The sequence below is a fragment of the Pseudomonas sp. TTU2014-080ASC genome (assembly GCF_001446935.1).
Lineage (GTDB): Bacteria > Pseudomonadota > Gammaproteobacteria > Pseudomonadales > Pseudomonadaceae > Aquipseudomonas.
Window position 1 is genome coordinate 75,588 of record NZ_LKKK01000012.1, and the last position, 21,941, is coordinate 97,528.

The following is a 21,941-nucleotide window of genomic DNA, read 5'->3' on the forward strand; positions in this document are numbered from 1 at the left end:
CGTGCATTGCGGGTAATGGCCCGTGAAGTGTTCCCAAAGGACACATCAACGACGAAAAAAAACCATTTCCATATCTTTATGCAATGCTTGAGCCAATCAAGCCTCATCTTTCTCCTGAGCCAGCAGCTGCAAACGCAGACCGGTCAGACGCTTAACCGCCCGGGTGACGTGGGCTTCAGCCAGAATTCCAGCCAGATTGGCATCGCCATTGACGATGGCGTCAGCTATGGCCTGATGTTCGGCACAAATGGCCTCTGCATCGGGAAAACCCTCTGCATCAATCCACACCAATTCGCCGATTTCGGCCTGCAATTGCATCTCGGCGTGGGTCAGGCGCACTGACTGGGCTGCCACGGCCACTTCAATATGAAAGCGCGCATCGGCACGTCGGCGCTCAAGACGAGTCGAGGCGGTGCGTAGTGTTTCGATATAGTGCATCAGGCGCTGGTGATGCTCTTTTGCTGAGCGCTGCGCAGCCAGACGGGCAGCCGTACCGGCGATAGCCATGTGCTCGTCGCCGAGGTCACGCAGCTCCAAAGCGCTGAGCTCCACCAGACGCGCCTGCAAGTCGCGATCGGAGGTTTCCGGCGTGGCACAAACAAAGCTACCACCATTGCGGCCACGGCGGGTCTCAATAAAGCCGCGCTGACGCAGCACTGCCAGCGCCTCACGCAGCGTGACGGTGGCCACGCCGAACTGCAGAGCCAGCTCGGTTTCACTTGGCAGTTGCTCACCTTGGGCAAACAGGCCCAAGTCGATCACTTCGATCAAGCGCCGTAAAACTTCTTCTGTACGCCCTTCCTGGCGCAACCGCATGAAAGAGGTTGTGCGGGTTCCATTGGTAGGCTGCATGGTCGTGAAATCGAACTCCAGTCAGTTATGAAGGCAAAAAACCACCTGCGTGACGCACAGTGGACTGTAGCAAAATTGAGGCGACCGACTGACTTGCACCATTAAATATAACAACAGTTGCCAAAGCGAATTGTCGCATGGCGTTTCATTTGATTACACAAGCATTCCTTTTACTACTGGCCTTGAGACGGGACTCATCTGACCGGAGTAAAAAAAGCCGTGCGAAAAACGCACGGCATATCCGTCAGAACAGCCTGACAACACATCTGCTCCCAGAGCAGATGATCACGCAAAGGGATACTTCAACCCCGGCATCCAGCGTTGCCAGGCTTGCTGTAAGCGCCCGTCGGCAATCAAGGCAGCCAGCGCCGCGTCAACTTCAGCGCGCCATTGCGGACGAGCCTTATCCACCGCTATGCCCCATCGGTTCTGCGTCGGCACAGAGAAGGCGATTGCCAGGTCGTCTTCTTCGGCCAGCGGCACCAGCGCGACGTCATCATCGACAAAGGCATCAATGCTGCCATCACGCACGGCCTGCACCATGTCGCCGAGCACATCGTCACTGTCACCACCAAACGGCACGCAGATGGCTCCGCTGAAGGTTTCCGCCAATGCCATGTTGAGGCTGTTGGCGATGGCGCCGACGCGTTTGCCCGCCAGATCAGCCGGCGACTGAATCGGGCTGCCGCGCTTCACCATCACGGCTTCATCAAACACCGCATACGGCGCAGTGAAATCCGCCAGGGTTTTGCGGTAATCAGAAATGCCCTGACCGCAGAGGATAAAGTCACCACGCCCCGCCTGCAGCGCCGGGTAGAAGTCGGCCCAGTTTTCGTAGGCCCACTCCACCTCGCGTCCCAACTGGGCGGCGAGCAGACGGCAAACGTCTGCTTCATAGCCCTGGCGCACGCCATCGGCGTCGCGTTCAAACAACGGTGGCGCGGGCAGGTCGCAGCAGATCACCCGCAGTTTTGGTAATTCACTCACGGCAGGTACTCCAGATACATGGCGCGATCCCAGTCGGTCACAGCACCGCAAGCACGGGCCCATTCATCAGCCTTGAGCTCCAGATACAGGTCGCTCATCTCCTGCGGCAGCGCAGTACGCATCACTTCGTCATTGCGGAAGGCGGTCACGGCATCGCCCAGGGTCAGCGGCAGTACGCCGATTTCGCTGACATCGGCGTAGCTGTCTTTATCCACCGAGGCACCTGGATCGGATTGCTTCTGCAGACCATCACGCATGGCCGCCAGCAGCAGGGCGTGAGACAGATACGGGTTAACGCTGGCATCCGGCAGTTTGTATTCCAGACGACCGTTAGCAGACAGGCGCACCGTGCAGGTTTTGTTGTCCATGCCCCAGTTGATGCGGGTTGGCGCAAACAGGCCGGTGTCCCAGAAGCGCTTGTAGGAGTTGACGGTAGACGCCATCACCATCATCGAACCTGGCGCGTGCTGGAGCATGCCTCCAAGGGCATGGCGGCCGATTTCGGTCAGGTGCAGATCACGGCGGCCCGCCTCGGCCAGGACGTTCTCATCACCGCGCCACAGGCTGACGTTGTGGTGGCAGCCGTTGCCCATGCAGCCGGTGCTCGGCTTGGGCATAAAGCTTGCGATAACGCCGTGCTCGCGAGCGACCTGACGGCAGATCAGACGATAGGTAATCAGGCGGTCGGCGGTCAGTTCGCAGGAGTCGAACATCCAGTTCAGCTCGAGCTGGCCCGGATCTTCGTAGTCGCCTTCGATCATGTCCAGGCCCATGGCAATCGAGTATTCCATGACCTTTTTGAAGATCGGCCGCATCAGTTCCAGATTGCCCAGGTGATAGGCCGGGCTGGCACCGGTGCGCACCTGAACTTCCATCGACTCACCGAGCCACGACATTTCCGGCTCGCAACCGGATTTAAGACGCAGGCCGGTCTCTTTAGTGAAGGCATCGTGAGCGCGGATCAGGTTACCGCGGGCATCGGTTGCCAGCGGCTGTCCGCCGACTTCCGGGCGATGATCTGGCTCATACAGACGGCAGAAGAAACTGCCGATGCTGCGATCCCATGGCAACACGCGGAAGCTGTCGACATCTGGGATCGCGGTGAACTCTGCCGCCTGCGCGCCGCCGCCAAGCAACACACCACCGCGGGTGCTTTGCAGGTCGCTCAGGGCGGTGCGGTGAAACTGCACGCCTTTTTCCAGGTTACGCAGCAAGTGTTTAGCTGGAACCACTTTGGCCAGAACACGACCGGACAATGTCACCACCTGGTAGTACAGGTACTCGACCCCGGAATCACGAATACGCGCAGCCAAGTCAGCGGCTGCGGCGGAACTGGTGTTGAGTTCCCGGTGTAGATCAAGAGCGGTCATCAGCGTTCTCCTCAGGCAGTGCACACGCTCGGCAGTGCCCCAGTGTTGTTCTGTTCTTGTAGGAAGGTGCCGGCAGCAACGCATGGATCGCGGCAGGTGAATTCAATTTAAAATATGGTTTCATATCTTTCAATGCCTCACGTGACGATTTTTTAAGCGGCTAAATCCCCTTTCTGCGCGGCTACATCGCCATAAATGCTGAGTAAGCCGGTAAAACGGTTGGCTGAACCCAAAGTTTTCGATATGGTTCCATAGGTTTTTACGAGGTAAGCCACGATGACCAAGCGCGCCACTGTTCTGCTTCACGATGCGGGTGATTCAGCCGGCAGCCTGCCGGATCTGTTTGCCGATTTCGGCATTGCTCTGGATATACGCTCCATAGAACAACCACTGCCCGAACCAGAGCAGATCGATCTATTGCTGCTGCTCGGCAGCCCTGAATCCGCCTACGACCACCGTCTGCCCTGGCTGCCAGCTGAACTAAGTTGGCTGCGCCAGTTGCAGCAACGCGGCACGCCTACATTCGGCATCTGCTTTGGCAGCCAACTGCTGGCCCGGGCCTTGGGCGGCGAGGTGTATCGCAACAGCCAAGCGGAAATCGGCTGGACACCGATTGAGCCGGTCGCCGCAGGCGGTGCCCATGAAGGGCCGTGGCTAAACTTCCACTTTGATGCTTTTACCCCGCCTGCCAGCGCCACCCTATTGGGTCGCACTGAACTGGCCGCGCAGGTCTATCGCCAAGGCAATGCCATGGGCGTGCAGTTCCACCCGGAAATCACCCCGGAGATGTTCGACACCTGGATTGCCTATTGGAAAAGCAGCGAAGACGGCCAGCGCTTCCTCGCCACTGCCGGTGATCTGCCGGAGCGCATGCGCGCGGAAATCATTGAGCGCGAGCCCGCCAATCGCGCCCGTTGCCGAGAACTGCTGCGCAGCTACCTCGACAGCCTCTGACCCACTGCGTCTGTAGTGGCCAAACCCCAGCCCAATTCAGACGCACTGTGAGAATGAGGTTGACGGCCGTGTTCAGTCGGAATAACAAAACACCCGCAGCCTCATTCAATTTTTACGAAAGGCCAGTCTTCTCATGATGACTCTGCGGCAGATTCGTTACTTCATTGCAGTGGCCGAAACCGGCTCTATCTCAGCGGCGGCACAGGCCGTATTTGTCTCCCAATCGACCCTGACCCTGGCCATCCAGCACCTTGAAGAAGAGATCGAAGTCACCCTCTTCAACCGCCACGCCAAGGGCATGAGCCTGACCCATCAGGGCCATCAGTTTTTGCGTCAGGCGCATCTGATTCTGGCCACGGTTGATAACGCCAAACGCAGCCTGCAGCAGAGCACCGATCAGGTCGAAGGCCACCTCACCATCGGCGTAACCAGCCTTGTCGCTGGCTACTATCTGGCCGACCTGCTCACCCGCTTCCAGCGTGCGTTTCCCAATGTGCAAACGCGGGTAGTGGAAGATGAACGCAGCTATATTGAGCACCTGCTGGTGTCAGGTGAAATCGACGTTGGCGTACTGATTCTGTCCAACCTCGAAGACCGCCACGCCTTACAGACCGAGGTACTGACCCACTCGCCACACCGGCTCTGGCTACCACCACAGCACGCCCTGCTGGAGCGGGACAGCATCACCCTTGCTGATATCGCCAGAGAACCGCTGATTCAGCTGAATGCTGACGAAATGGCCGCCCACACTCAGCGCATCTGGACCCGCGCCGGCCTCAGCCCGCAGGTGAGCCTGCGTACTGCATCCGTGGAGGCCGTGCGAAGTCTGGTGGCGGCCGGGCTGGGGATTTCGATTCAACCGGACATGACCTACCGGCCCTGGTCGCTGGAAGGCGACATCATCGAAGCGCGGCCGATTGTTGATCTGGGTGCCACGCTGGATGTCGGACTGGCCTGGCGACGCGGTACAGCAAGACCGTTATTGGTCGATCCGTTTTTGTCTATCGCCCGTGATCAGCCGCATTCACGCAAGGTATCGATTTAACTCAAGGCTACTTTCAATAATTAGAAATTGTCGTGCACAGGCGCTGACTCTAGTCTCAACCCAGCCCGTGCATGACCAGCGCCGCGGAGAGCGCCCGGCATGCCCAACGCAGTCACTACTCAAACAAGAAGCAAAAAAATGACGGCAGCACTCGCCTCCACCTACAACACCGCGTTGCTGATCAACGGTCAGTTGATCCGTGGTGAGGGCCCGTCTGAAACCGTTATGAATCCCGCCACCGGCGAAGCCCTGTGCAGCATTCCCGAAGCCACTCTGGAACAGCTTGAGCTGGCCATCGACGCGGCGCGCAAAGCCTTCCCGAGCTGGTCTCGGACCACACCGGCACAGCGCTCGCTGATGTTGCTGAAAATCGCCGATGCCATCGAGCAACAATCCGATCAACTGGCCGGGTTGGAAGCATTGAATTGCGGTAAGCCGCTGCATCTGGCGCGGCAGGATGATCTGCCGGCGGCGGTGGATGTGTTCCGCTTCTTTGCCGGAGCCATTCGTTGCCAGCAAGGCCAATTGGCCGGTGAATACACACCGGGCCATACCAGCCTGGTGCGGCGTGACCCGATTGGCCTAGTCGCCTCCATCGCACCGTGGAATTACCCGCTGATGATGGCCGCGTGGAAAATCGCTCCGGCGATTGCCGCCGGTAACACGCTGGTATTCAAGCCTTCTGAACACACTCCGCTGAGCATTCTGGCGCTTGCGCCCACGTTCGCCGAACTGCTACCAGCCGGAGTGCTGAACATTATTTGCGGCGCGGGTGACAGCGTCGGCAGCCCGCTGGTGAGCCATCCGCAGGTGCGCATGGTGTCGCTGACCGGCGATATCGTCACCGGGCAGAAAATCCTCCAGGCCGCCGCCCGCACGATTAAGCGCACCCACCTTGAGCTGGGCGGTAAAGCCCCGGTGATCGTCTGCAACGACGTGGATATCGACGCCGTGGTCCAGGGCCTGCGTGATTACGGTTACTACAACGCCGGGCAAGACTGCACCGCAGCCTGCCGTGTGTACGCACAAAACGGCATCCATGACCGCCTTGTTGAACGCCTGGGCGAAGCGGTCAGCAGCCTGCGTTTTGCCCGCAAAAAAGACAGCGATAACGAACTTGGCCCACTGATCAGCGCACGCCAGCGCGACCGCGTAGCCAGCTTTGTCGAGCGTGCCCTGAGCCAGCCCCATATCGAACGAGTGACCGGCGCAGCGGTGCATTCAGGCCCCGGCTTTTACTATCAGCCAACGCTGCTGGCGGGCTGCAAACAGAGCGATGAAATCGTCCAACGCGAAGTGTTCGGCCCAGTGGTCTCAGTGACCCGCTTTGATGAGCTGAGCCAGGCGGTGGACTGGGCCAACGACAGTGAGTACGGGCTGGCCAGCTCGGTGTGGACGCAGAATCTGGATAAGGCCATGCAGATTGCCAATCGCCTGCATTACGGCTGCACCTGGATCAACACCCACTTCACTCTGGTCAGTGAAATGCCCCACGGTGGTTTGAAACGCTCGGGCTACGGCAAGGATTTATCCAGCGACTCGTTACAGGATTACAGCGTTGTGCGCCACATCATGGCGCGCCACGGCACAGAGCTGAATTAACAACAATAATTTTAGCGTTTTACCGCTGCGGACGAAGCCAACAGGCGGCGAGCAGCAGACATAACTGCCCCAGACACAAGACTTACAAGAGGGAATACCTATGTCCAAGCGCATCACTCTGCTGCTTAGTGCCTTAAGCACCGCCATCCTCACCAGCACGGCAGCTCATGCCGCCGAGCCGCTCAAAGCCATCGGTGCCGGTGAAGGCCAGCTGAACATCATTGCCTGGCCGGGCTATATCGAACGTGGCGAAACCGACAAGAACTACGACTGGGTCACCGGCTTTGAAAAGCAGACCGGCTGCAAGGTCAACGTCAAAACCGCAGGCACCTCCGATGAAATGGTCAGCCTGATGAGCAAAGGCGGCTACGACTTGGTCACCGCATCCGGCGACGCCTCCCTGCGCCTGATTGCCGGCAAGCGTGTGCAACCGGTCAACCTGGAACTAATCCCGAGCTGGAACAAGGTGGATGACCGCCTGAAGAATGCGCCGTGGCACACCGTCAATGGCGTGCATTACGGCACGCCGTATCAGTGGGGCCCAAACGTGCTGATGTACAGCACCAACGTCTTCAAAGAAGCGCCGACCAGCTGGAAAGTCGTCTTCGAAGAACACAACCTGCCTGACGGCAAGAGCAACAAAGGCCGCGTGCAAGCCTATGACGGCCCGATCTACATCGCCGATGCCGCGCTGTACCTCAAGGCGCACAAGCCGGAGCTGGGCATTGAAGACCCGTTCCTGCTCAACGAAACCCAGTACGCCGCCGTGCTTGAACTGCTGCGCCAGCAACACGGGCTGATCCACCGTTACTGGCACGACGTCACCGTGCAGATGAACGACTTCAAAAACGAAGGTGTCGCTGCCTCCAGCTCCTGGCCGTTCCAGGTCAATGCCCTGCGGGCCGAAAACGCCGCCATCGCTTCCACCGTTCCAAGCGAGGGCGCCACAGGCTGGGCTGACACCACCATGCTGCACAGCGACGCAAAGAACCCGAACTGCGCCTACATGTGGATGGACTGGACCCTGCAGGACAAATTCCAGGGTGATCTGGCGGCCTGGTTTGGCTCCGTGCCGTCCGTGCCGAGTGCCTGTAAAGACAACCCGCTGCTCGGCGAAAACGGCTGCGCCACTAATGGCTTCGACAACTTCGAGAAGATCGCCTTCTGGAAAACTCCGCAAGCCGATGGCGGCAAGTACGTACCGTACAGCCGCTGGACTCAGGACTACATCGCCATCATGGGTGGCCGTTAACCGCACCCGCCTGCCGTGCCGGTGCCGCCCTGCTGACTCGCTCAGCGGCTGAGCCGCACCTGCACGGCAAGCCTTGCTGCTTTGTTTGCCGCATCTGCCGGGCTGGTTGCCACGGTCTGGCAGATGCACTTCCGGGTTCTTGGAGTTCTTATGACTGTTGCTGTGCAATTCACCGACGTGTCCCGTCTGTTTGGCGATGTGAAGGCCGTCGACAGGGTCTCAGTGGCCATCGAAGAAGGTGAATTCTTCTCCATGCTCGGCCCGTCCGGTTCCGGCAAAACCACCTGCCTGCGCCTGATTGCGGGTTTTGAGCAACCCACCTCCGGTTCTATCCAGATTCACGGTGCCGAGGCCAGCGGCCTGCCGCCGTACCAGCGCGACGTGAATACCGTGTTTCAGGATTACGCCCTGTTCCCGCACATGAACGTGCTTGATAACGTCGCCTATGGCCTCAAGGTCAAAGGCGTGGGTAAAGCCGAGCGCCTGCGCCGGGCCGAAGAAGCACTGGCGATGGTGGCCCTGGCGGACTTCGGCCAGCGCAAACCGGCGGCCATGTCCGGCGGGCAGCGCCAGCGTGTGGCCTTGGCCCGCGCGCTGGTGAATCGCCCGCGCGTGTTGCTGCTGGATGAGCCACTGGGTGCACTCGATCTGAAACTGCGCGAGCAAATGCAAAGCGAGCTGAAGAAGCTCCAGCGCCAGCTCGGCATCACCTTTATCTTCGTCACCCACGATCAGAGTGAAGCGCTGTCTATGTCCGACCGAGTGGCCGTTTTCAACAATGGTCGCATCGAGCAGGTGGACACGCCACGCAACCTCTACATGCAACCGGCCACCGCCTTTGTGGCGGAGTTTGTCGGCACCAGCAACGTGCTGCGCGGTGATCTCATTCAACAATTGCTCGGCACTGCAGGTGCTTATTCGATTCGCCCGGAACATGTACGCCTGTCAGGCGCGAACGCCCTGGGCGGCGATGAGCTGCAGATCGAAGGCGTACTGCACGACATTCAGTATCAGGGCGCAGCCACCCGCTACGAGCTGCGTCTGGATAACGGCCAGAGCTTCAGCGTCAGCCAGGCCAACAACCAATGGCAGACGGCAGAGTTGAACCTGCAGATCGGCCAGCGTCTGACTGCGCGCTGGCCCCGTGCAGCCATGGTCAGTCTGCGCGAGGACGTGTGAAATGAGCCAGAGTCTGAGCGTTGAGCTTCCTCAGCAAAGCCTGTCGAGGCGGCTCGCTACCCTGCTCTACCGCAGGCCTAATCTGTACTTGTCGCTGCTGTTGATTCCACCGCTGCTGTGGTTCGGCTCGATCTATCTGGCGTCGCTGTTCAACCTGCTCTGGCAGGGCTTTTACACCTTCGATGATTTCACCATGGAGGTGTCCAGCGAGCTGACCCTGGCCAACTTCAGGGCGCTGCTGCAACCGGCAAACTTCGACATTCTGCTGCGCACCCTGAGCATGGCGATTGCCGTCACCCTCGGCTGCGCCGTGATCGCTTTCCCGATTGCTTATTACATGGCGCGCTACACACGGGGCACGACCAAGGCGTTTTTCTACATCGCGGTAATGCTGCCGATGTGGGCCAGCTACATCGTTAAGGCCTACGCCTGGACCCTGCTGCTGGCCAAGGGCGGGGTGAGCATGTGGCTGGTGCAGACGCTGCATCTGGAGCCGGTTTTGCAGTTCATTCTGGGCATTCCCGGTGTCGGCGGCAGCACCCTCTCCACCTCACACCTCGGGCGCTTTATGGTGTTCGTCTACATCTGGTTGCCGTTCATGATTCTGCCGATTCAGGCAGCGCTTGAACGCCTGCCGCCGTCACTGCTGCAAGCCAGTGCCGACCTTGGCGCGCGACCCACGCAGACTTTCTGGCAGGTGATTGTGCCGCTGGCGATTCCGGGCATTGCCGCAGGTTCCATCTTTACGTTCTGCCTGACCCTGGGCGACTTCATCGTGCCGCAACTGGTCGGCCCGCCCGGCTACTTCATCGGCAACATGGTCTACGCCCAGCAAGGTGCGATCGGCAACATGCCGATGGCGGCGGCGTTCACCCTGGTGCCGATCGTGCTGATCACGATTTACCTGTCCATCGTCAAACGTCTGGGGGCCTTCAATGCACTCTGAGAACGCCTCTTGGGGATTGAAAGCGGCAGCCTGGAGTGGCCTGCTATTCCTGCACATCCCGATCCTGTTGATCGTGGTCTACGCCTTTAACAGCGAAAGCTCGGGCTTCAGCTTTCCACCGCAGGGCTTCACCCTGAAATGGTTCAGCCTGACCTTCTCCCGCCCGGATGTGCTGGAAGCGGTCAAGCTGTCCCTGCAGGTAGCCAGCATCGCCACCTTGATTGCCATGGTGCTCGGCACACTGGCGGCCGGGGCGCTTTACCGTCGCGAGTTTTTTGGCAAGCACAGCATCTCCATGCTGTTTGTGATTCCGATTGCGCTGCCCGGCATCGTCACCGGCCTGGCCCTGCTTTCGGCGTTCAAGTCGTTCGGCATTGAACCGGGGATTCTGACCATGGTTATCGGTCACGCCACCTTCTGTGTGGTGATGGTTTACAACAACGTGATCGCCCGCCTGCGCCGCACCAATCACAACCTGATCGAAGCCTCAATGGACCTCGGTGCCGATGGCTGGCAAACCTTCCGTTACATCGTGCTGCCGAACATGGGCTCGGCGCTGCTGGCGGGCGGCATGCTGGCCTTTGCCCTGTCCTTCGACGAGATCATCGTCACCACCTTTACCGCTGGCCACGAACGCACGCTGCCGATCTGGCTGCTCAACCAACTTTCACGCCCCAAAGATGTACCCATCACCAACGTCGTCGCCCTGCTGGTGATGCTGGTGACCATGCTGCCGATCCTCATCGCTTACTACCTGAGCAAGGGCGGTGAAGATGTAGCAGGCAGCGGCAAGTAGTTCCATCCATTAACTGCAACCACCCGAGACGCGAATTATGCAAACTCAACTGCTGATCAATGGACAACTGGTGACTGGCCAAGGAGAGCCGCAAGCCGTGCTCAACCCGTCACTGGGCACCACCTTGGTAGAAATCCCTGAGGCCAGCCCAGCGCAACTGGAAGCTGCCGTAGAAGCGGCCGATGCCGCCTTTGCTGAATGGTCGCAAACCTCCCCGGCGCAGCGTTCTGCCCTGCTGCTGCAAGTGGCGGATCTGATCGCGGCCAACGCCGAAGAGCTGGCCCGCCTGGAGTCGCAGAACTGCGGTAAGCCGTATGCCGCAGCGCTGGGCGATGAGCTGCCGGCGATTGCCGATGTGTTCCGCTTCTTTGCCGGCGCCGTGCGCTGCATGTCCGGCTCTGCTGCCGGTGAATACCTGCCGGGTCACACCTCAATGATCCGCCGCGACCCGATTGGTGTAGTGGCCTCCATCGCACCGTGGAACTACCCGCTGATGATGGTGGCATGGAAACTTGCTCCGGCACTGGCAGCCGGTAACACCGTGGTGCTCAAACCGTCCGAGCAGACCCCGCTGACCGCGCTGAAGCTGGCCCAACTGATCGCACCGGTATTCCCGGCCGGTGTTATCAACGTGGTATTCGGCCGTGGCGCTACCGTCGGCCAGCCGCTGGTAACCCATCCGAAAGTGCGCATGGTGTCGCTCACCGGCTCGGTGGCCACCGGCGTAAATATCGTCTCCAGCACTGCTTCCAGCATGAAGCGCACGCACATGGAATTGGGCGGCAAAGCACCGGTGATTCTGTTCGATGACGCTGACGTTGATGCTGCCGTAGAAGGCATCCGCGCATTTGGCTTCTACAACGCCGGGCAAGACTGCACCGCTGCCTGCCGCATCTATGCGCAAAAAGGCATTTACGAAGAATTCGTGCGCAAGCTCGGCGAAGCGGTCAGCACCCTCAAACTCGGCACGCAGGATGAAGACGGCGTGGAGCTTGGCCCGGTGATCACCGCCCAACAACGCGACCGCGTGTTGGGCTTTATTGAACGTGCTCAGGCGCAGCCGCACATCCGCATCGTCACCGGCGGTAAGGCAGCAGACCGCCCTGGCTTCTTCATTGAACCGACAGTCATTGCCGGTGCTCGCCAAAACGATGAAATCGTCCGCCGCGAAGTGTTCGGTCCGGTGGTGTCCGTCACCGAATTCGACACCGAAGAACAAGCGCTGGCCTGGGCCAACGACTCCGAGTATGGCCTGGCCAGCTCGGTATGGACGGCTGATGTCGGCCGCGCCCATCGCCTGGCTGCACGCCTGCAATACGGCTGCACCTGGGTCAACACGCATTTCATGCTAACCACTGAAATGCCTCACGGCGGTATGAAGTCTTCCGGCTACGGCAAGGACATGTCCATGTACGGCCTGGAGGATTACACCGTAGTGCGTCACGTGATGGTGAAACACTAAAGCCCTGCGCTACCAAATGAAGCGCGATTGAGTAGAAACGCCCCAATGCGGGGCGCACTGAGAAACAAAGCAATGGCGAAATGCCTCTATCTTAAAACATATAAGATCATATGTTGAATGGCATGACTCCTGCTTTGTTTTTCAGATCAGGGCCAAACACTCATCGTTCGTAGCGGTAGCCACAACAATCGATACACGAGAGGTTCACGTTCCATGCTCATTACCGGAATCAAAAGCCGGCCGGTGTACGACCAACTGCGGCCCATGGCCGGTGGTCTGCGCCATGTGCTCGCGTCACAGGGCAGCGGTGGCGTTGCCATCCTGCGCCTGCTCAGTGAAATGACCGAAGCCCAGCGCCAGGCGACCACGGTGCTGTACTCCACAGAGTCCTTCTCAGGGCAAAACCACATCGGTGCCCTGCGCGATTTTGCTGTGGACGAACTGTGCCAGTTCGACAGTAACCAAGCGCTGTTACAGGCCCTCAACGAGCTGCTCAGCAATGCCTATATGGGCACCCGCCTGTATCTGTCTGGCTCGGAAAGCTTTATCGGCACCGCCATGCAGGTGGCTAACGCGTTCGACCTGAACAGCGACGAAGTCCTGCGTGAAAACAGCGGCACCCTGGTGCGCCGCGTGTGGTGCGTGCACTGCGACACCTACACGGAAAACGTCACCCAGCGCCTATTCAAGTGCCCCGGCTGCGGCGTTGACCTGATCGTGCGTGACCACTACTCGCGGCGTTTGGCTGCATTTCAGGCGGTGAAAGCAGACGGCGAAGTGCCCGGCGAGTTGCCGCAAGCGGAGGAACTCGACACATGATGTTCAATAACGGAACCCTCAGCGTGCGCATCGCCCGCATTGAGGATGTCACCCCGGAAATCCGTCGGCTGACCCTGGTTTCGCCAGACGCTAAGCACCTGCCGCCGTTCTCCGGTGGCAGCAATATCGTGCTGGTCCTCAAGAACGGTGAGCAGACCATCCGCAACGCTTACTCGCTGATGGGCTCACCTTACGACTCCAGTGCTTACCAGATCGCTGTGCGCCGGGTTGAAGATGGCCGTGGCGGCTCGCGCCTGATTCACACCCTGAACGAAGGCGATGAACTGCAAATCACCGCACCGGTGAACCTGTTCCCGCTGGATAAGCACGCCCGCCTGCAACTGTTTATCGCCGGTGGTGTGGGCATTACTCCGGTGTTTTCACAACTGGAAGAGCTGCGCGTAAAAGACCTGCCCTTCGAAGTGCATTACGCCGTGCGCGGCCCTGAGCATGCTGGTCTTGGCCGTGAGCTGAAAGCCCGCTACGGCGATGCCGTGCACCTGTATGTGGATGGTGAAGGCACTGCGCTGAACATCACCGAAGTGCTGAGCAAACGTCCTCTGGGCAGCCACGTTTACGTGTGCGGCCCAGGCCGGATGATCGACGACACCGTGGACGCAGCCCACAGCCTCGGCTGGACTGACAGCCACATCCACTACGAGCGCTTTGTTGAGCAGGGCTCAAGCGGTGAAGCCTTCACCGTCACCCTCGCCCGCGCGGGTATCAGCGTGGAAGTCTCGCCGGACCAATCCATGCTCGAAGCCCTCGAAGCGGCCGGACACAACCCGCCGTATCTGTGCCGTGGCGGAGCCTGTGGCCACTGTGAAACCACTGTTCTGGAGCTGGATGGCGAAATTCAGCACCGCGACGACTGGCTGTCCGATGAGGACAAGCACGCCAATACGAAAATCATGCCCTGCGTCTCCCGCGCCTGCGGCAATCGCTTAGTCGTCGATCTTTAAATTCGAGGCAATACCTATGAACACAGCCTTCAAACCAAATGAAACTTACCGCGACGACTACAGCTACCGAAACAGCGCTGAAGCCGTGTTGCGCCTGCCTTTTCCTTACCCGGAAGACGAGTACATGTACTCGATGAACCTAGAGCCGCACGTACCCTTCGGTGAAGGTGCGATGAAAGCGGCGCTGGATATCGACGAGCACTACATCAGCGAATGTGCCGAGCGCGCCCGTGCGCTGGAAGAGCATCCGGGTTTTCACTACGCCTCCCTGCCACACATGATGGAAGCGCAGTGGGACGTTGTGGAGCTGATCATGGAGTCCTACGCACGGGATTTCCCCGAGCACTTCACGCTGGAGAAAAACGGCAGCCAGTGGCACTGGGTCAACCGCCTGCTGAACATCGACCAGACCTTCACCTTTGGCGATCCGACCACCCTGCCGCTGGAGCCTCTGGAGTACATCACCCGTCAGGCTCAGGGCGAGTTTGTGGTGCTGGAAGAGCGTGACAACACCCTCTACATCGGCGCAGGCATGGCCACCCAGCGCGCGGATTATTCGCTGCGTTTCAACCTGGGCATGAGCTTTATGGAGTTCCACGGCCCGGTACCGAAGATTCAGGAGATGGGCGTGCTCGACCGCGCGCTGAAGTTCCTTCTGCGCCTGCGCGCCGGGCACCCGGTACGCCGCGTGAACTGGTCCGTAACGGTTCATCCGCGCCTGGAAACCTCCGCAGAAACTCTGCCGGACTGGGCACCGGACCGCACCATTGTCACCCCGGAAAACGCCGGTGAACTGGTCAACCTACGCATCGAGCTGCAACCCCTGCATCGCCTGCCGCGCAGCAATGCGGTGTTGTTCCCGATTCGCACATACCTGGTGAGCCTCAAGGAGCTGGCCGAGTTTGCCCCGCAGTGGGCTAAACGCATGCACCGCGTGCTCAAGACACTCGATCAGCAACTGGTGGATTACAAGGGCTTTACCCGTTACCGCGATGCCGCGGTGACCTGGCTGTCGCAATACGACGACGGCCTGCCGGTAGATGCAGCCCACCCGGATAAACCTCTCAGCCGTTAAGGCTGTTGCTACAACGCCTGCGCATAGGGCGCGCAGGCTCAACCTCACTGTGCCGATAAACAAGCAAAATAAAACTGGAGCACTCATATGAATAACCTGCGTCAATACCTACCGGATAACTGGGGCCTCGTCCTTTCCGCCTTCGCAGCTGCGTACGGAGTGGGCATTCTCAACCTTCTCGCCTTACCGTTTCTGATCAGTGCGGTCATGAGTGACCTCAAGCTGGATGCGGCGCAAGCCGGGTTCCTGATGTCAGCTGAGTTCATCTTCACCATGCTCGCTTCGCTGATTGTGGCTCCGGCCATGGGCCGCGCACCACGCCGCACACTGGCAATTGCCGGTGCTATCGTGGTCATCGCAGCCAACATCATCTCCGCGTCCATCACGGATGTTTATGTGCTGGCGGCCATCCGCTGCATTGCCGGTGTCGGTGCCGGTCTGTGCCTGGCATGCGGTAACGCATCGGTATCCAGCGCCAAAGATCCGGATCAGGCAGCAGGACAGATGAACTTCCTGTTCGTCGGCCTGATGGCCATCGTCATGATCGCGTATGCCGATGCCATGGGCAGCGGCGGACTGGCGGGTCTGTACTACGCCATCGCGATCACCAACATCCTGATGCTGGTTCTGATCTTCTTCATGCCGCAGAAAGCGATCATCCATGCCAACGCGCCGCATTTTCAGCACGGCGGCAATCACAAGAACCTGTTCTCCACCACGGCAATCTGCATGATGGCGGCGATGTTCCTGTTCTCCATGCGTGACACCATGGGCTGGGCCTTCGTTGAGCAGGTAGGTGTGACCGTTGGCTACAGCGGTGAAGAGCTGGGCCGCCTGTTCTCCCTGCAATCGGTGATCGGCCTGATCGGTCCGCTGGCTGCTGCGGTGATCGGCAAGCGCTTCGGCATGAGCACCCCGGTGATCATCGGCATCCTCACCACTGGCGCAGTGAGCCTCGGTTACGTGCTGGGTGAAAGCTCCAAGCAGATGTACACCATCGCAGTGATGATGATCTCCACCACTTACTTCTACGCACTGGCTTACCTGACTGCACTGGCTGCGCAACTGGATAGCGAAGGCCGTATCGCCGCTGCATCCGGTGCCTTCCTGACCCTCGGTATCGCGGTTGGCCCGGCCTTCACTGGTGTGCTGGCTGAGGCCGGCGGTTTCACGCTGGTTGGTTGGGGCATTGTTGGTGTCGTCCTGCTGACCCTGCTCGCCGCGCTGGTTCCACTGGCCGCGGTGCGCCAACAGAAAGCGCCCGCAACTCCGGCTGCCAGCGTAGCCTGATCACCCGGTTGTATTGGCATTGCCCACGGTCGCTGCGGCGACCGCTGGGCCTCCTTTATCTGTTTTAAGGAATCCAACAATGCGTTTTTTTAGCAAATCTCTGCTGGCCATGCTCGCGCTGTGTGTGGCCACAACCTCTCAGGCCATCACCCTTAACGACAGCTTTGACCTCGCCCTGAGTGCTGATCTGGTCAGCGATTACCGTTCACGCGGCCAGTCGCAAACCCTGGGTGATCCGGCCCTGCAAGCCTCCGCAGTGCTGTCCCACAGCAGCGGTCTGTACGCAGGCATCTGGACCTCCAACGTAGACTTTGGCTTCGATATCAAAACCCGTCAGGAAATCGACTACTTCGCCGGTTATTTCTGGCAGATCAACGACGACATCAGCCTGGACGTGGGCTACGCCAAGTATGTCTACGAGAACTCCGGGGATCTGAACTTCGCTGAGGTGTACGCCATCCTCAATGCGTACGGCGTGATGTTCGGTCACCAGTACTCGGACGACTTTGCTGAGAACGCCTACAGCTGGACCTACATCGGCTACGAAACCAGCCTGCCGATGGATACCACCCTGTCCATGCGCTACGGCATGGTCGACTACAAGGATGACGTGCTGGTATCCAACTCCGGCAGCGCTGAATCGCGCTACAACGAGTGGGAAGTCAAAGTCAGCAAAGACATCCTCGGCTTCAACTGGGGTCTGGCCTACGTTGATACCAACACCAGCGACAGCGAGTGCGCCAACTATCTGGGCTTCGATGATGTCTGCGATGCCACCGTAGTTGCCAGCGTCAGCAAGAGCTTCTAAATAAGCGGCGCCGGCGGCACGCTCGAATACAGCCGCCGGATACCCGGCTCAGCATAATGAGCCGGGGCCTGAAGCCTGAAAGCTTTATTCCTTGCAGATTAGCGTTCGCAGTACGAACACTTACGAGCCCAGGTGATTGCACCGGCCAAGGGCAAATCTCACTATCTGCGGGCTCTGCACAACACCTCTCCGGCGACGGCCCGCCAGCCGCAATCAACTCACTGATCCCGCCGCTATACAGCCCGATCGCCCGCCGCACAGGTCGCTGTGCCCTTCCATTTTTCGACTGCGAGCCTGACTCATACAGGCCCGCAGCACTGCCGTTGTCGTCTCAAGGTAAGCCCATGAATCATGCCCACACCTCGCCGCTCTGTGCCTCTGTACTGGCTATTGCCGGATGCCTGATCGCCCCACCGGCTGAAGCAGAATCCACCTCCGGTTTTATCGGAGACTCCAACGCCACACTGACCCTGCGCAACTTCTACATGAACCGCAACATGCTGGGTGATGCTACTACGCAGGACAAAGCCGAAGAATGGACGCAGAACTTCATTCTCGACTACAAATCCGGCTTTACCGACGGCACCGTCGGCTTTGGTGTCGACGCTTTGGGGCTGTATTCGATCAAGCTGGATGGTGGGCGCGGCACCGCAGGCACGCAGCTGCTGCCGATTCATGATGACGGACGCCCAGCGGATCAATTCGGCCGTCTGGCCGCCGCCGGTAAAATGCGCATATCCCAGACCGAGCTGAAAGTTGGCGAGTGGGCGCCGCTCTTACCGGTGCTGCGCTCCGATGACGGCCGCTCACTGACCCAAACCTTCCAGGGCGCGCAAATCACCTCGAAAGAAATCGACGGTCTGATGCTCACCGGCGGCCAGTTCCGCAGCAACAGCCCGCGAAATGACGGCGGCCTGGAAGACATGTTTATGAATACCCAGAGCCGCGCCCAGTCCGACCGTTTCAACTTCGTCGGCAGCGAATACAGCTTTAATCAGAACCAGACAATGATCGGCGCCTGGCATGCGGAGCTGCAGGACGTCTATCAACAGCAATACCTGCAAGTACTCCACCGTCAGCCTGCAGGTGACTGGACCCTCGGCGCGAACCTCGGCTATTTCTTCGGTAAAGAAGACGGTAAAGCACTGGCCGGCGACCTCAATAACCGCACGGCATCTGCCTTGCTTTCAGCCAGCACCGGCGCCCATACGTTTTATATCGGTCTGCAAAAGGTCAGCGGTGAGGATGCCTGGATGCGTATCAACGGCACCAGCGGCGGACAGCTGGCCAACGACAGTTTCAGTTCCAGCTTCGACAACGCCCGCGAGCGCTCCTGGCAAGTGCGTCATGACTACAACTTTGCCGCCCTGGGTCTTCCGGGGCTGACCATGATGAACCGTTACATTCGCGCCAGTGACGCTCATGTCAGCGGCATTACCGTTGGCAGCGAGCGCGCCCGCGAAAGCGAGTTGGGCTACGTGGTGCAGTCCGGCCAGCTCAAGGGACTCAGTACCAAATGGCGCAACATCAGCATGCGCCGCAACTGGGGCAACAACACCAGCTTTGACGAGAACAGGCTGATCATCAGCTATCCGTTGTCACTTTTATAGACCGGCCAGCGGCACAACGAACAAATTCCCGTCCGGCAGACATTAAAAAGCCGCGCAATGCGCGGCTTTTTAATGCAGTTCAGATCAGGCGCTTAACGCTTCGACAATCGCCTGCGTCCAGATCGTCACCGCATACGCGCCGGGGTCAACATGACCCAGCGCACGCTGGCCGATATAGGAAGAACGGCCTTTCAGCGGCAGCATGTCTTTAGTGGCCTCAGCGCCTTGAGCCGCTGCTGCATGAGTTGCTTTGGCAGCCTCGACAGCCGGCTGACTGGCCGCTGCTTCAAGCGCCTGCGCGGCTGGCAACAAGGCATCAAGCATCGTCCGGTCGCCCACGCCAGCACCGCCCAACTGCACGATGCCGTCGCATCCAGCACGGAAGGCAGCCGCCCAGCTGGCAACGTCAGCCGGGTTCGCCGCATTGGCCAGACTCGCCCCGGCGCGCAATACAAATACTGCGTACAACGGCCCGGATGTACCGCCCAGTACGCGGCGCAAAATCGCAGAAATCTGTTGCAGCGCCAGCCCCGGACGCTGGAAATCGAAACTGCTCAGCGAATCCTCAATCGCCCGCGCTCCACGGGCCAGGCTGATACCGATATCACCGTCACCCACCACTGAATCCAGCTCAGTGAGCTTTTGTTCCTGCTCACGCAGTGCACGGGTGATTGTGGTCAGTACGGACTTGAAACGAGCCGCGTGTTCAGCGGGCCAGGCCGCGCCCTGCGCTACACCTTCAGCCGCTGCATTCACGCAAGCTTTACGTACGACAGCATGATTAGGCGTGGTCATCCCACGCCAGGCGGTGGCTGACGTCGGCGACAACAGGCGCTGCAAACGCACGTCATCACAACGCATCAACGACAACGAGCAACCCGGCATTTCCAGTGCGGTTAGGAAGGTCCCAGTCATCACCGCTTCAACCTGCAAGCCGTGGGCGCTGCAACTGAGCAGGGCACGGCGGGTAACAATGTCCAGCTCCTGAGCCGCCGTGCCGCCGAGGTTATTCACCATCAGCACCACACGCTCGCCAGCAACCAAACGGCCCTGATCAAAGATGCGATCCAACAGCGCCTGCACCATCACATCTGCGCTTTGCAGGGTTTCGCGGCGCACGCCGCTTTCACCATGAATGCCCAGCCCGTATTCAACTTCATCCGCGCCCAGCTCAAAACCCGGCTTACCTGCCGCAGGCACCGTGCAACTGCTCAGGCCAAGGCCCATGCTGAACAGATCAGCAGCCGCCTGCTCGGCCTCACGCTTAACCTCAGCCAGCGACAACCCCGCCTTCGCCGCAGCTCCCGCCACTTTGTGAACAAAGACAGTTCCGGCAATCCCGCGACGGCCCACAGCACGACCGGCATCATCCAGCGCCACGTCGTCACCCACCACGACCACCTCAACCTTCACCCCTTGAGTGCGGGCGATTTCGGCAGCCAGGCCAAAGTTCAAGCGGTCACCGGTGTAACTCTTGATGATCAGCAGCACACCCGCTGGCCCTGCGACAGTCATGATTGCACTGAGCACTGCATCCACACTCGGCGAGGTAAACACCGGCCCGGCCACTGCCGCCGTGAGCATGCCGCTGCCTACGTAGCCGGCATGGGCAGGCTCGTGCCCGGCACCGCCGCCGGAGATAATCGCCACCTTGTTGGCTGCCTTGAGCGCCTCATAATCCTGGCGCACAACGACGTTTTCACCCTCAAGCAACGCCAGCTCCTGGTTAGCCAGGACAACACCTTCGAGCATGTCCTCAACGACCGTGTTGGCTGCATTGATCAGTTTTTTCATGGCGGATTTCCGTTCGGGAGGGATAGACAGTGGCGCAAAGCGGAGCCATGGATGACACCGGACGCCGAAAATAATCCGCAGATTTTCTCACCAACAGCCGCAATAAAAGCCCCGCTGATCGGCTTGTGGCACAAAAGCAGGAATAAGCCGTGGGCTGATTAGCCCACGGTCACGGTGGCCTTAATCAAACAGCAGCACTGACTTGCCACGGGTATGCCCGTCAAGAATGTCCCCATAAGCCGCGCGCGCCTCGGTAAACGGATAGGTGCGGCTCACCACCCAACTCAGGCTGCCATCTGCTACACCGTCAGCCACGCGGCGCAGATCCGCCGGGTTGCGCTTAACCCACATCGGCTGCACACGAGGTGAGTTAACCGGCTTACCGGCGATGGTGCCGATATGCCCGTCGGCCTTTACCAGTTGCAGGGACGCCTCAATGGCTTCGGCGGTACCGGCCATATCAACCGCGGCATCAAACGACTCAGGATGCACGGCGCGAATGCGCTCAATCAGCCCCTCACCGTACACAACTGCGATAGCGCCCAGCTCACGCAGATAGTCCTGATTTGCCGCCGAGGCCGTCGCCACAACTGTGAGCCCCTGCTGTTTGGCCAGCTGGATGGCAATCGAACCCACACCGCCTGCGCCGCCGTGAATCAGCAAAGAAGCCGGAGCGCTCAGCGCCAGTTCGCGCAGGATTGTCGAGGCAGTTTGGCTCACACCCGCCAGCGAACCGGCCACTTCCCAGCTCAGAGAAGCAGGCTTGGCGACCAGATTGGTAGCCGGTACGAGGATATAGCTGGCGTGGGTGAATCCGGCCCCGGAACCCAGCACCTCATCACCCATCTGCCAACCGCTGACACCTTCGCCAAGCTGCTCGATAACGCCTGCGAACTCCGTCCCGAAGTGTTGCGGCAGCACCTGGCCGAACTCGCCGGTCATGCGTCGCGCATCAATCGGGTTGATCCCGGCTGCACGCACCCTGATTAGCACTTCCCCCTGAGCAGGACGTGGAGCCGGCTGAGTCAAAAACTCCAGCACCTCCGGGCCACCATGGCGTTGAGCAGTCAGTACGGTAGTTACGTTAGTCATGATTAAACCTTCCTTGTAGGCAGCACACGGCACGCCCATGCCGGAG

19 protein-coding genes are annotated in these 21,941 nt (G+C 59.6%); 14 read left to right on the forward strand and 5 right to left on the reverse strand.

Annotation, left to right across the window (positions count from 1 at the left end; genetic code table 11):
• Nucleotides 1-96: 96 nt before the first annotated feature.
• From AO726_RS15080 to AO726_RS15090, 3 genes are all read right to left on the reverse strand, one after another.
• On the reverse strand, nucleotides 97-852 hold the full coding sequence (locus AO726_RS15080) for a FadR/GntR family transcriptional regulator (RefSeq protein ID WP_058068928.1): 756 nt from the start codon (nucleotides 850-852) through the stop codon (nucleotides 97-99).
• 285 nt (nucleotides 853-1,137) lie between these two features.
• Nucleotides 1,138-1,839 (reverse strand): substrate-binding periplasmic protein, encoded by a 702-nt coding sequence (locus AO726_RS15085; RefSeq protein WP_058068929.1) that lies wholly within the window; start codon nucleotides 1,837-1,839, stop codon nucleotides 1,138-1,140.
• Nucleotides 1,836-3,209, reverse strand: a complete 1,374-nt coding sequence (locus AO726_RS15090) for a glutamine synthetase family protein (RefSeq protein WP_058068930.1) — start codon at nucleotides 3,207-3,209, stop codon at nucleotides 1,836-1,838. The genes AO726_RS15085 and AO726_RS15090 overlap by 4 nt, the downstream gene beginning before the upstream one ends.
• A gap of 276 nt (nucleotides 3,210-3,485) precedes the next feature.
• Between AO726_RS15090 and AO726_RS15095 the strand changes: the two genes are divergently transcribed.
• The 14 genes from AO726_RS15095 to AO726_RS15160 all read left to right on the forward strand — a co-directional run bounded on the left by AO726_RS15095 (nucleotide 3,486) and on the right by AO726_RS15160 (nucleotide 19,009).
• Nucleotides 3,486-4,163: a type 1 glutamine amidotransferase gene (locus AO726_RS15095; RefSeq protein WP_058068931.1), complete on the forward strand. Its 678-nt coding sequence runs from the start codon at nucleotides 3,486-3,488 to the stop codon at nucleotides 4,161-4,163.
• 133 nt (nucleotides 4,164-4,296) lie between these two features.
• Nucleotides 4,297-5,208 (forward strand): LysR family transcriptional regulator, encoded by a 912-nt coding sequence (locus AO726_RS15100; RefSeq protein ID WP_058068932.1) that lies wholly within the window; start codon nucleotides 4,297-4,299, stop codon nucleotides 5,206-5,208.
• A gap of 138 nt (nucleotides 5,209-5,346) precedes the next feature.
• On the forward strand, nucleotides 5,347-6,810 hold the full coding sequence (locus AO726_RS15105) for a gamma-aminobutyraldehyde dehydrogenase (protein WP_058068933.1): 1,464 nt from the start codon (nucleotides 5,347-5,349) through the stop codon (nucleotides 6,808-6,810).
• A gap of 100 nt (nucleotides 6,811-6,910) precedes the next feature.
• Nucleotides 6,911-8,062 carry a putative ABC transporter substrate-binding protein YdcS gene (gene ydcS, locus AO726_RS15110; RefSeq protein ID WP_058068934.1) on the forward strand — a complete coding sequence of 384 codons (1,152 nt, stop codon included), beginning with the start codon at nucleotides 6,911-6,913 and terminating at the stop codon, nucleotides 8,060-8,062.
• A gap of 150 nt (nucleotides 8,063-8,212) precedes the next feature.
• Nucleotides 8,213-9,241, forward strand: a complete 1,029-nt coding sequence (locus AO726_RS15115) for an ABC transporter ATP-binding protein (RefSeq protein WP_058068935.1) — start codon at nucleotides 8,213-8,215, stop codon at nucleotides 9,239-9,241.
• Nucleotide 9,242: 1 nt separating this feature from the next.
• The gene (locus tag AO726_RS15120; protein WP_058068936.1) at nucleotides 9,243-10,187 is read left to right on the forward strand and encodes an ABC transporter permease; all 945 of its coding nucleotides are present in this window, start codon (nucleotides 9,243-9,245) and stop codon (nucleotides 10,185-10,187) included.
• Nucleotides 10,177-10,983: an ABC transporter permease gene (locus tag AO726_RS15125; RefSeq protein ID WP_058068937.1), complete on the forward strand. Its 807-nt coding sequence runs from the start codon at nucleotides 10,177-10,179 to the stop codon at nucleotides 10,981-10,983. The genes AO726_RS15120 and AO726_RS15125 overlap by 11 nt, the downstream gene beginning before the upstream one ends.
• A gap of 37 nt (nucleotides 10,984-11,020) precedes the next feature.
• A complete protein-coding gene (locus tag AO726_RS15130; RefSeq protein ID WP_058068938.1) occupies nucleotides 11,021-12,445 on the forward strand; it encodes a gamma-aminobutyraldehyde dehydrogenase in 1,425 nt (474 codons plus the stop codon).
• Between the two features lie 213 nt (nucleotides 12,446-12,658).
• Complete coding sequence (locus tag AO726_RS15135; protein WP_058068939.1) at nucleotides 12,659-13,264, forward strand: dimethylamine monooxygenase subunit DmmA family protein; 606 nt, start codon at nucleotides 12,659-12,661, stop codon at nucleotides 13,262-13,264.
• Nucleotides 13,261-14,226, forward strand: a complete 966-nt coding sequence (locus tag AO726_RS15140) for a PDR/VanB family oxidoreductase (RefSeq protein WP_058068940.1) — start codon at nucleotides 13,261-13,263, stop codon at nucleotides 14,224-14,226. The genes AO726_RS15135 and AO726_RS15140 overlap by 4 nt, the downstream gene beginning before the upstream one ends.
• Before the next feature lie 16 nt (nucleotides 14,227-14,242).
• Nucleotides 14,243-15,301, forward strand: coding sequence for a heme-dependent oxidative N-demethylase family protein (locus tag AO726_RS15145; RefSeq protein ID WP_058068941.1), 1,059 nt, complete (start codon nucleotides 14,243-14,245; stop codon nucleotides 15,299-15,301).
• Nucleotides 15,302-15,388: 87 nt separating this feature from the next.
• Nucleotides 15,389-16,591 carry an MFS transporter gene (locus AO726_RS15150; RefSeq protein WP_058068942.1) on the forward strand — a complete coding sequence of 401 codons (1,203 nt, stop codon included), beginning with the start codon at nucleotides 15,389-15,391 and terminating at the stop codon, nucleotides 16,589-16,591.
• A gap of 79 nt (nucleotides 16,592-16,670) precedes the next feature.
• Nucleotides 16,671-17,399: a TorF family putative porin gene (locus AO726_RS15155; RefSeq protein ID WP_058068943.1), complete on the forward strand. Its 729-nt coding sequence runs from the start codon at nucleotides 16,671-16,673 to the stop codon at nucleotides 17,397-17,399.
• A gap of 344 nt (nucleotides 17,400-17,743) precedes the next feature.
• On the forward strand, nucleotides 17,744-19,009 hold the full coding sequence (locus AO726_RS15160; RefSeq protein WP_058068944.1) for an OprD family porin: 1,266 nt from the start codon (nucleotides 17,744-17,746) through the stop codon (nucleotides 19,007-19,009).
• A gap of 84 nt (nucleotides 19,010-19,093) precedes the next feature.
• On the opposite strand, the gene dhaL is transcribed toward AO726_RS15160, so the two are convergent.
• Entirely contained in the window at nucleotides 19,094-20,803 is a 1,710-nt protein-coding gene (gene dhaL, locus AO726_RS15165; protein ID WP_058068945.1) for a dihydroxyacetone kinase subunit DhaL, read from the reverse strand.
• A gap of 180 nt (nucleotides 20,804-20,983) precedes the next feature.
• Nucleotides 20,984-21,895: an NADP-dependent oxidoreductase gene (locus AO726_RS15170; RefSeq protein ID WP_058068946.1), complete on the reverse strand. Its 912-nt coding sequence runs from the start codon at nucleotides 21,893-21,895 to the stop codon at nucleotides 20,984-20,986.
• Nucleotides 21,896-21,941 lie beyond the last annotated feature (46 nt).

Bases quoted from the DNA above. Each gene is read 5' to 3' on its own strand.
- dhaL (WP_058068945.1), bottom strand. From the start codon at position 20,803: ATGAAAAAACTGATCAATGCAGCCAACACGGTCGTTGAGGACATGCTC.
- AO726_RS15140 (WP_058068940.1), top strand. From the start codon at position 13,261: ATGATGTTCAATAACGGAACCCTCAGCGTGCGCATCGCCCGCATTGAG.
- AO726_RS15080 (WP_058068928.1), bottom strand. From the start codon at position 852: ATGCAGCCTACCAATGGAACCCGCACAACCTCTTTCATGCGGTTGCGC.
- AO726_RS15095 (WP_058068931.1), top strand. From the start codon at position 3,486: ATGACCAAGCGCGCCACTGTTCTGCTTCACGATGCGGGTGATTCAGCC.
- ydcS (WP_058068934.1), top strand. From the start codon at position 6,911: ATGTCCAAGCGCATCACTCTGCTGCTTAGTGCCTTAAGCACCGCCATC.
- AO726_RS15105 (WP_058068933.1), top strand. From the start codon at position 5,347: ATGACGGCAGCACTCGCCTCCACCTACAACACCGCGTTGCTGATCAAC.
- AO726_RS15155 (WP_058068943.1), top strand. From the start codon at position 16,671: ATGCGTTTTTTTAGCAAATCTCTGCTGGCCATGCTCGCGCTGTGTGTG.
- AO726_RS15145 (WP_058068941.1), top strand. From the start codon at position 14,243: ATGAACACAGCCTTCAAACCAAATGAAACTTACCGCGACGACTACAGC.
- AO726_RS15125 (WP_058068937.1), top strand. From the start codon at position 10,177: ATGCACTCTGAGAACGCCTCTTGGGGATTGAAAGCGGCAGCCTGGAGT.
- AO726_RS15135 (WP_058068939.1), top strand. From the start codon at position 12,659: ATGCTCATTACCGGAATCAAAAGCCGGCCGGTGTACGACCAACTGCGG.
- AO726_RS15120 (WP_058068936.1), top strand. From the start codon at position 9,243: ATGAGCCAGAGTCTGAGCGTTGAGCTTCCTCAGCAAAGCCTGTCGAGG.
- AO726_RS15160 (WP_058068944.1), top strand. From the start codon at position 17,744: ATGAATCATGCCCACACCTCGCCGCTCTGTGCCTCTGTACTGGCTATT.
- AO726_RS15100 (WP_058068932.1), top strand. From the start codon at position 4,297: ATGATGACTCTGCGGCAGATTCGTTACTTCATTGCAGTGGCCGAAACC.
- AO726_RS15090 (WP_058068930.1), bottom strand. From the start codon at position 3,209: ATGACCGCTCTTGATCTACACCGGGAACTCAACACCAGTTCCGCCGCA.
- AO726_RS15130 (WP_058068938.1), top strand. From the start codon at position 11,021: ATGCAAACTCAACTGCTGATCAATGGACAACTGGTGACTGGCCAAGGA.
- AO726_RS15115 (WP_058068935.1), top strand. From the start codon at position 8,213: ATGACTGTTGCTGTGCAATTCACCGACGTGTCCCGTCTGTTTGGCGAT.
- AO726_RS15150 (WP_058068942.1), top strand. From the start codon at position 15,389: ATGAATAACCTGCGTCAATACCTACCGGATAACTGGGGCCTCGTCCTT.
- AO726_RS15170 (WP_058068946.1), bottom strand. From the start codon at position 21,895: ATGACTAACGTAACTACCGTACTGACTGCTCAACGCCATGGTGGCCCG.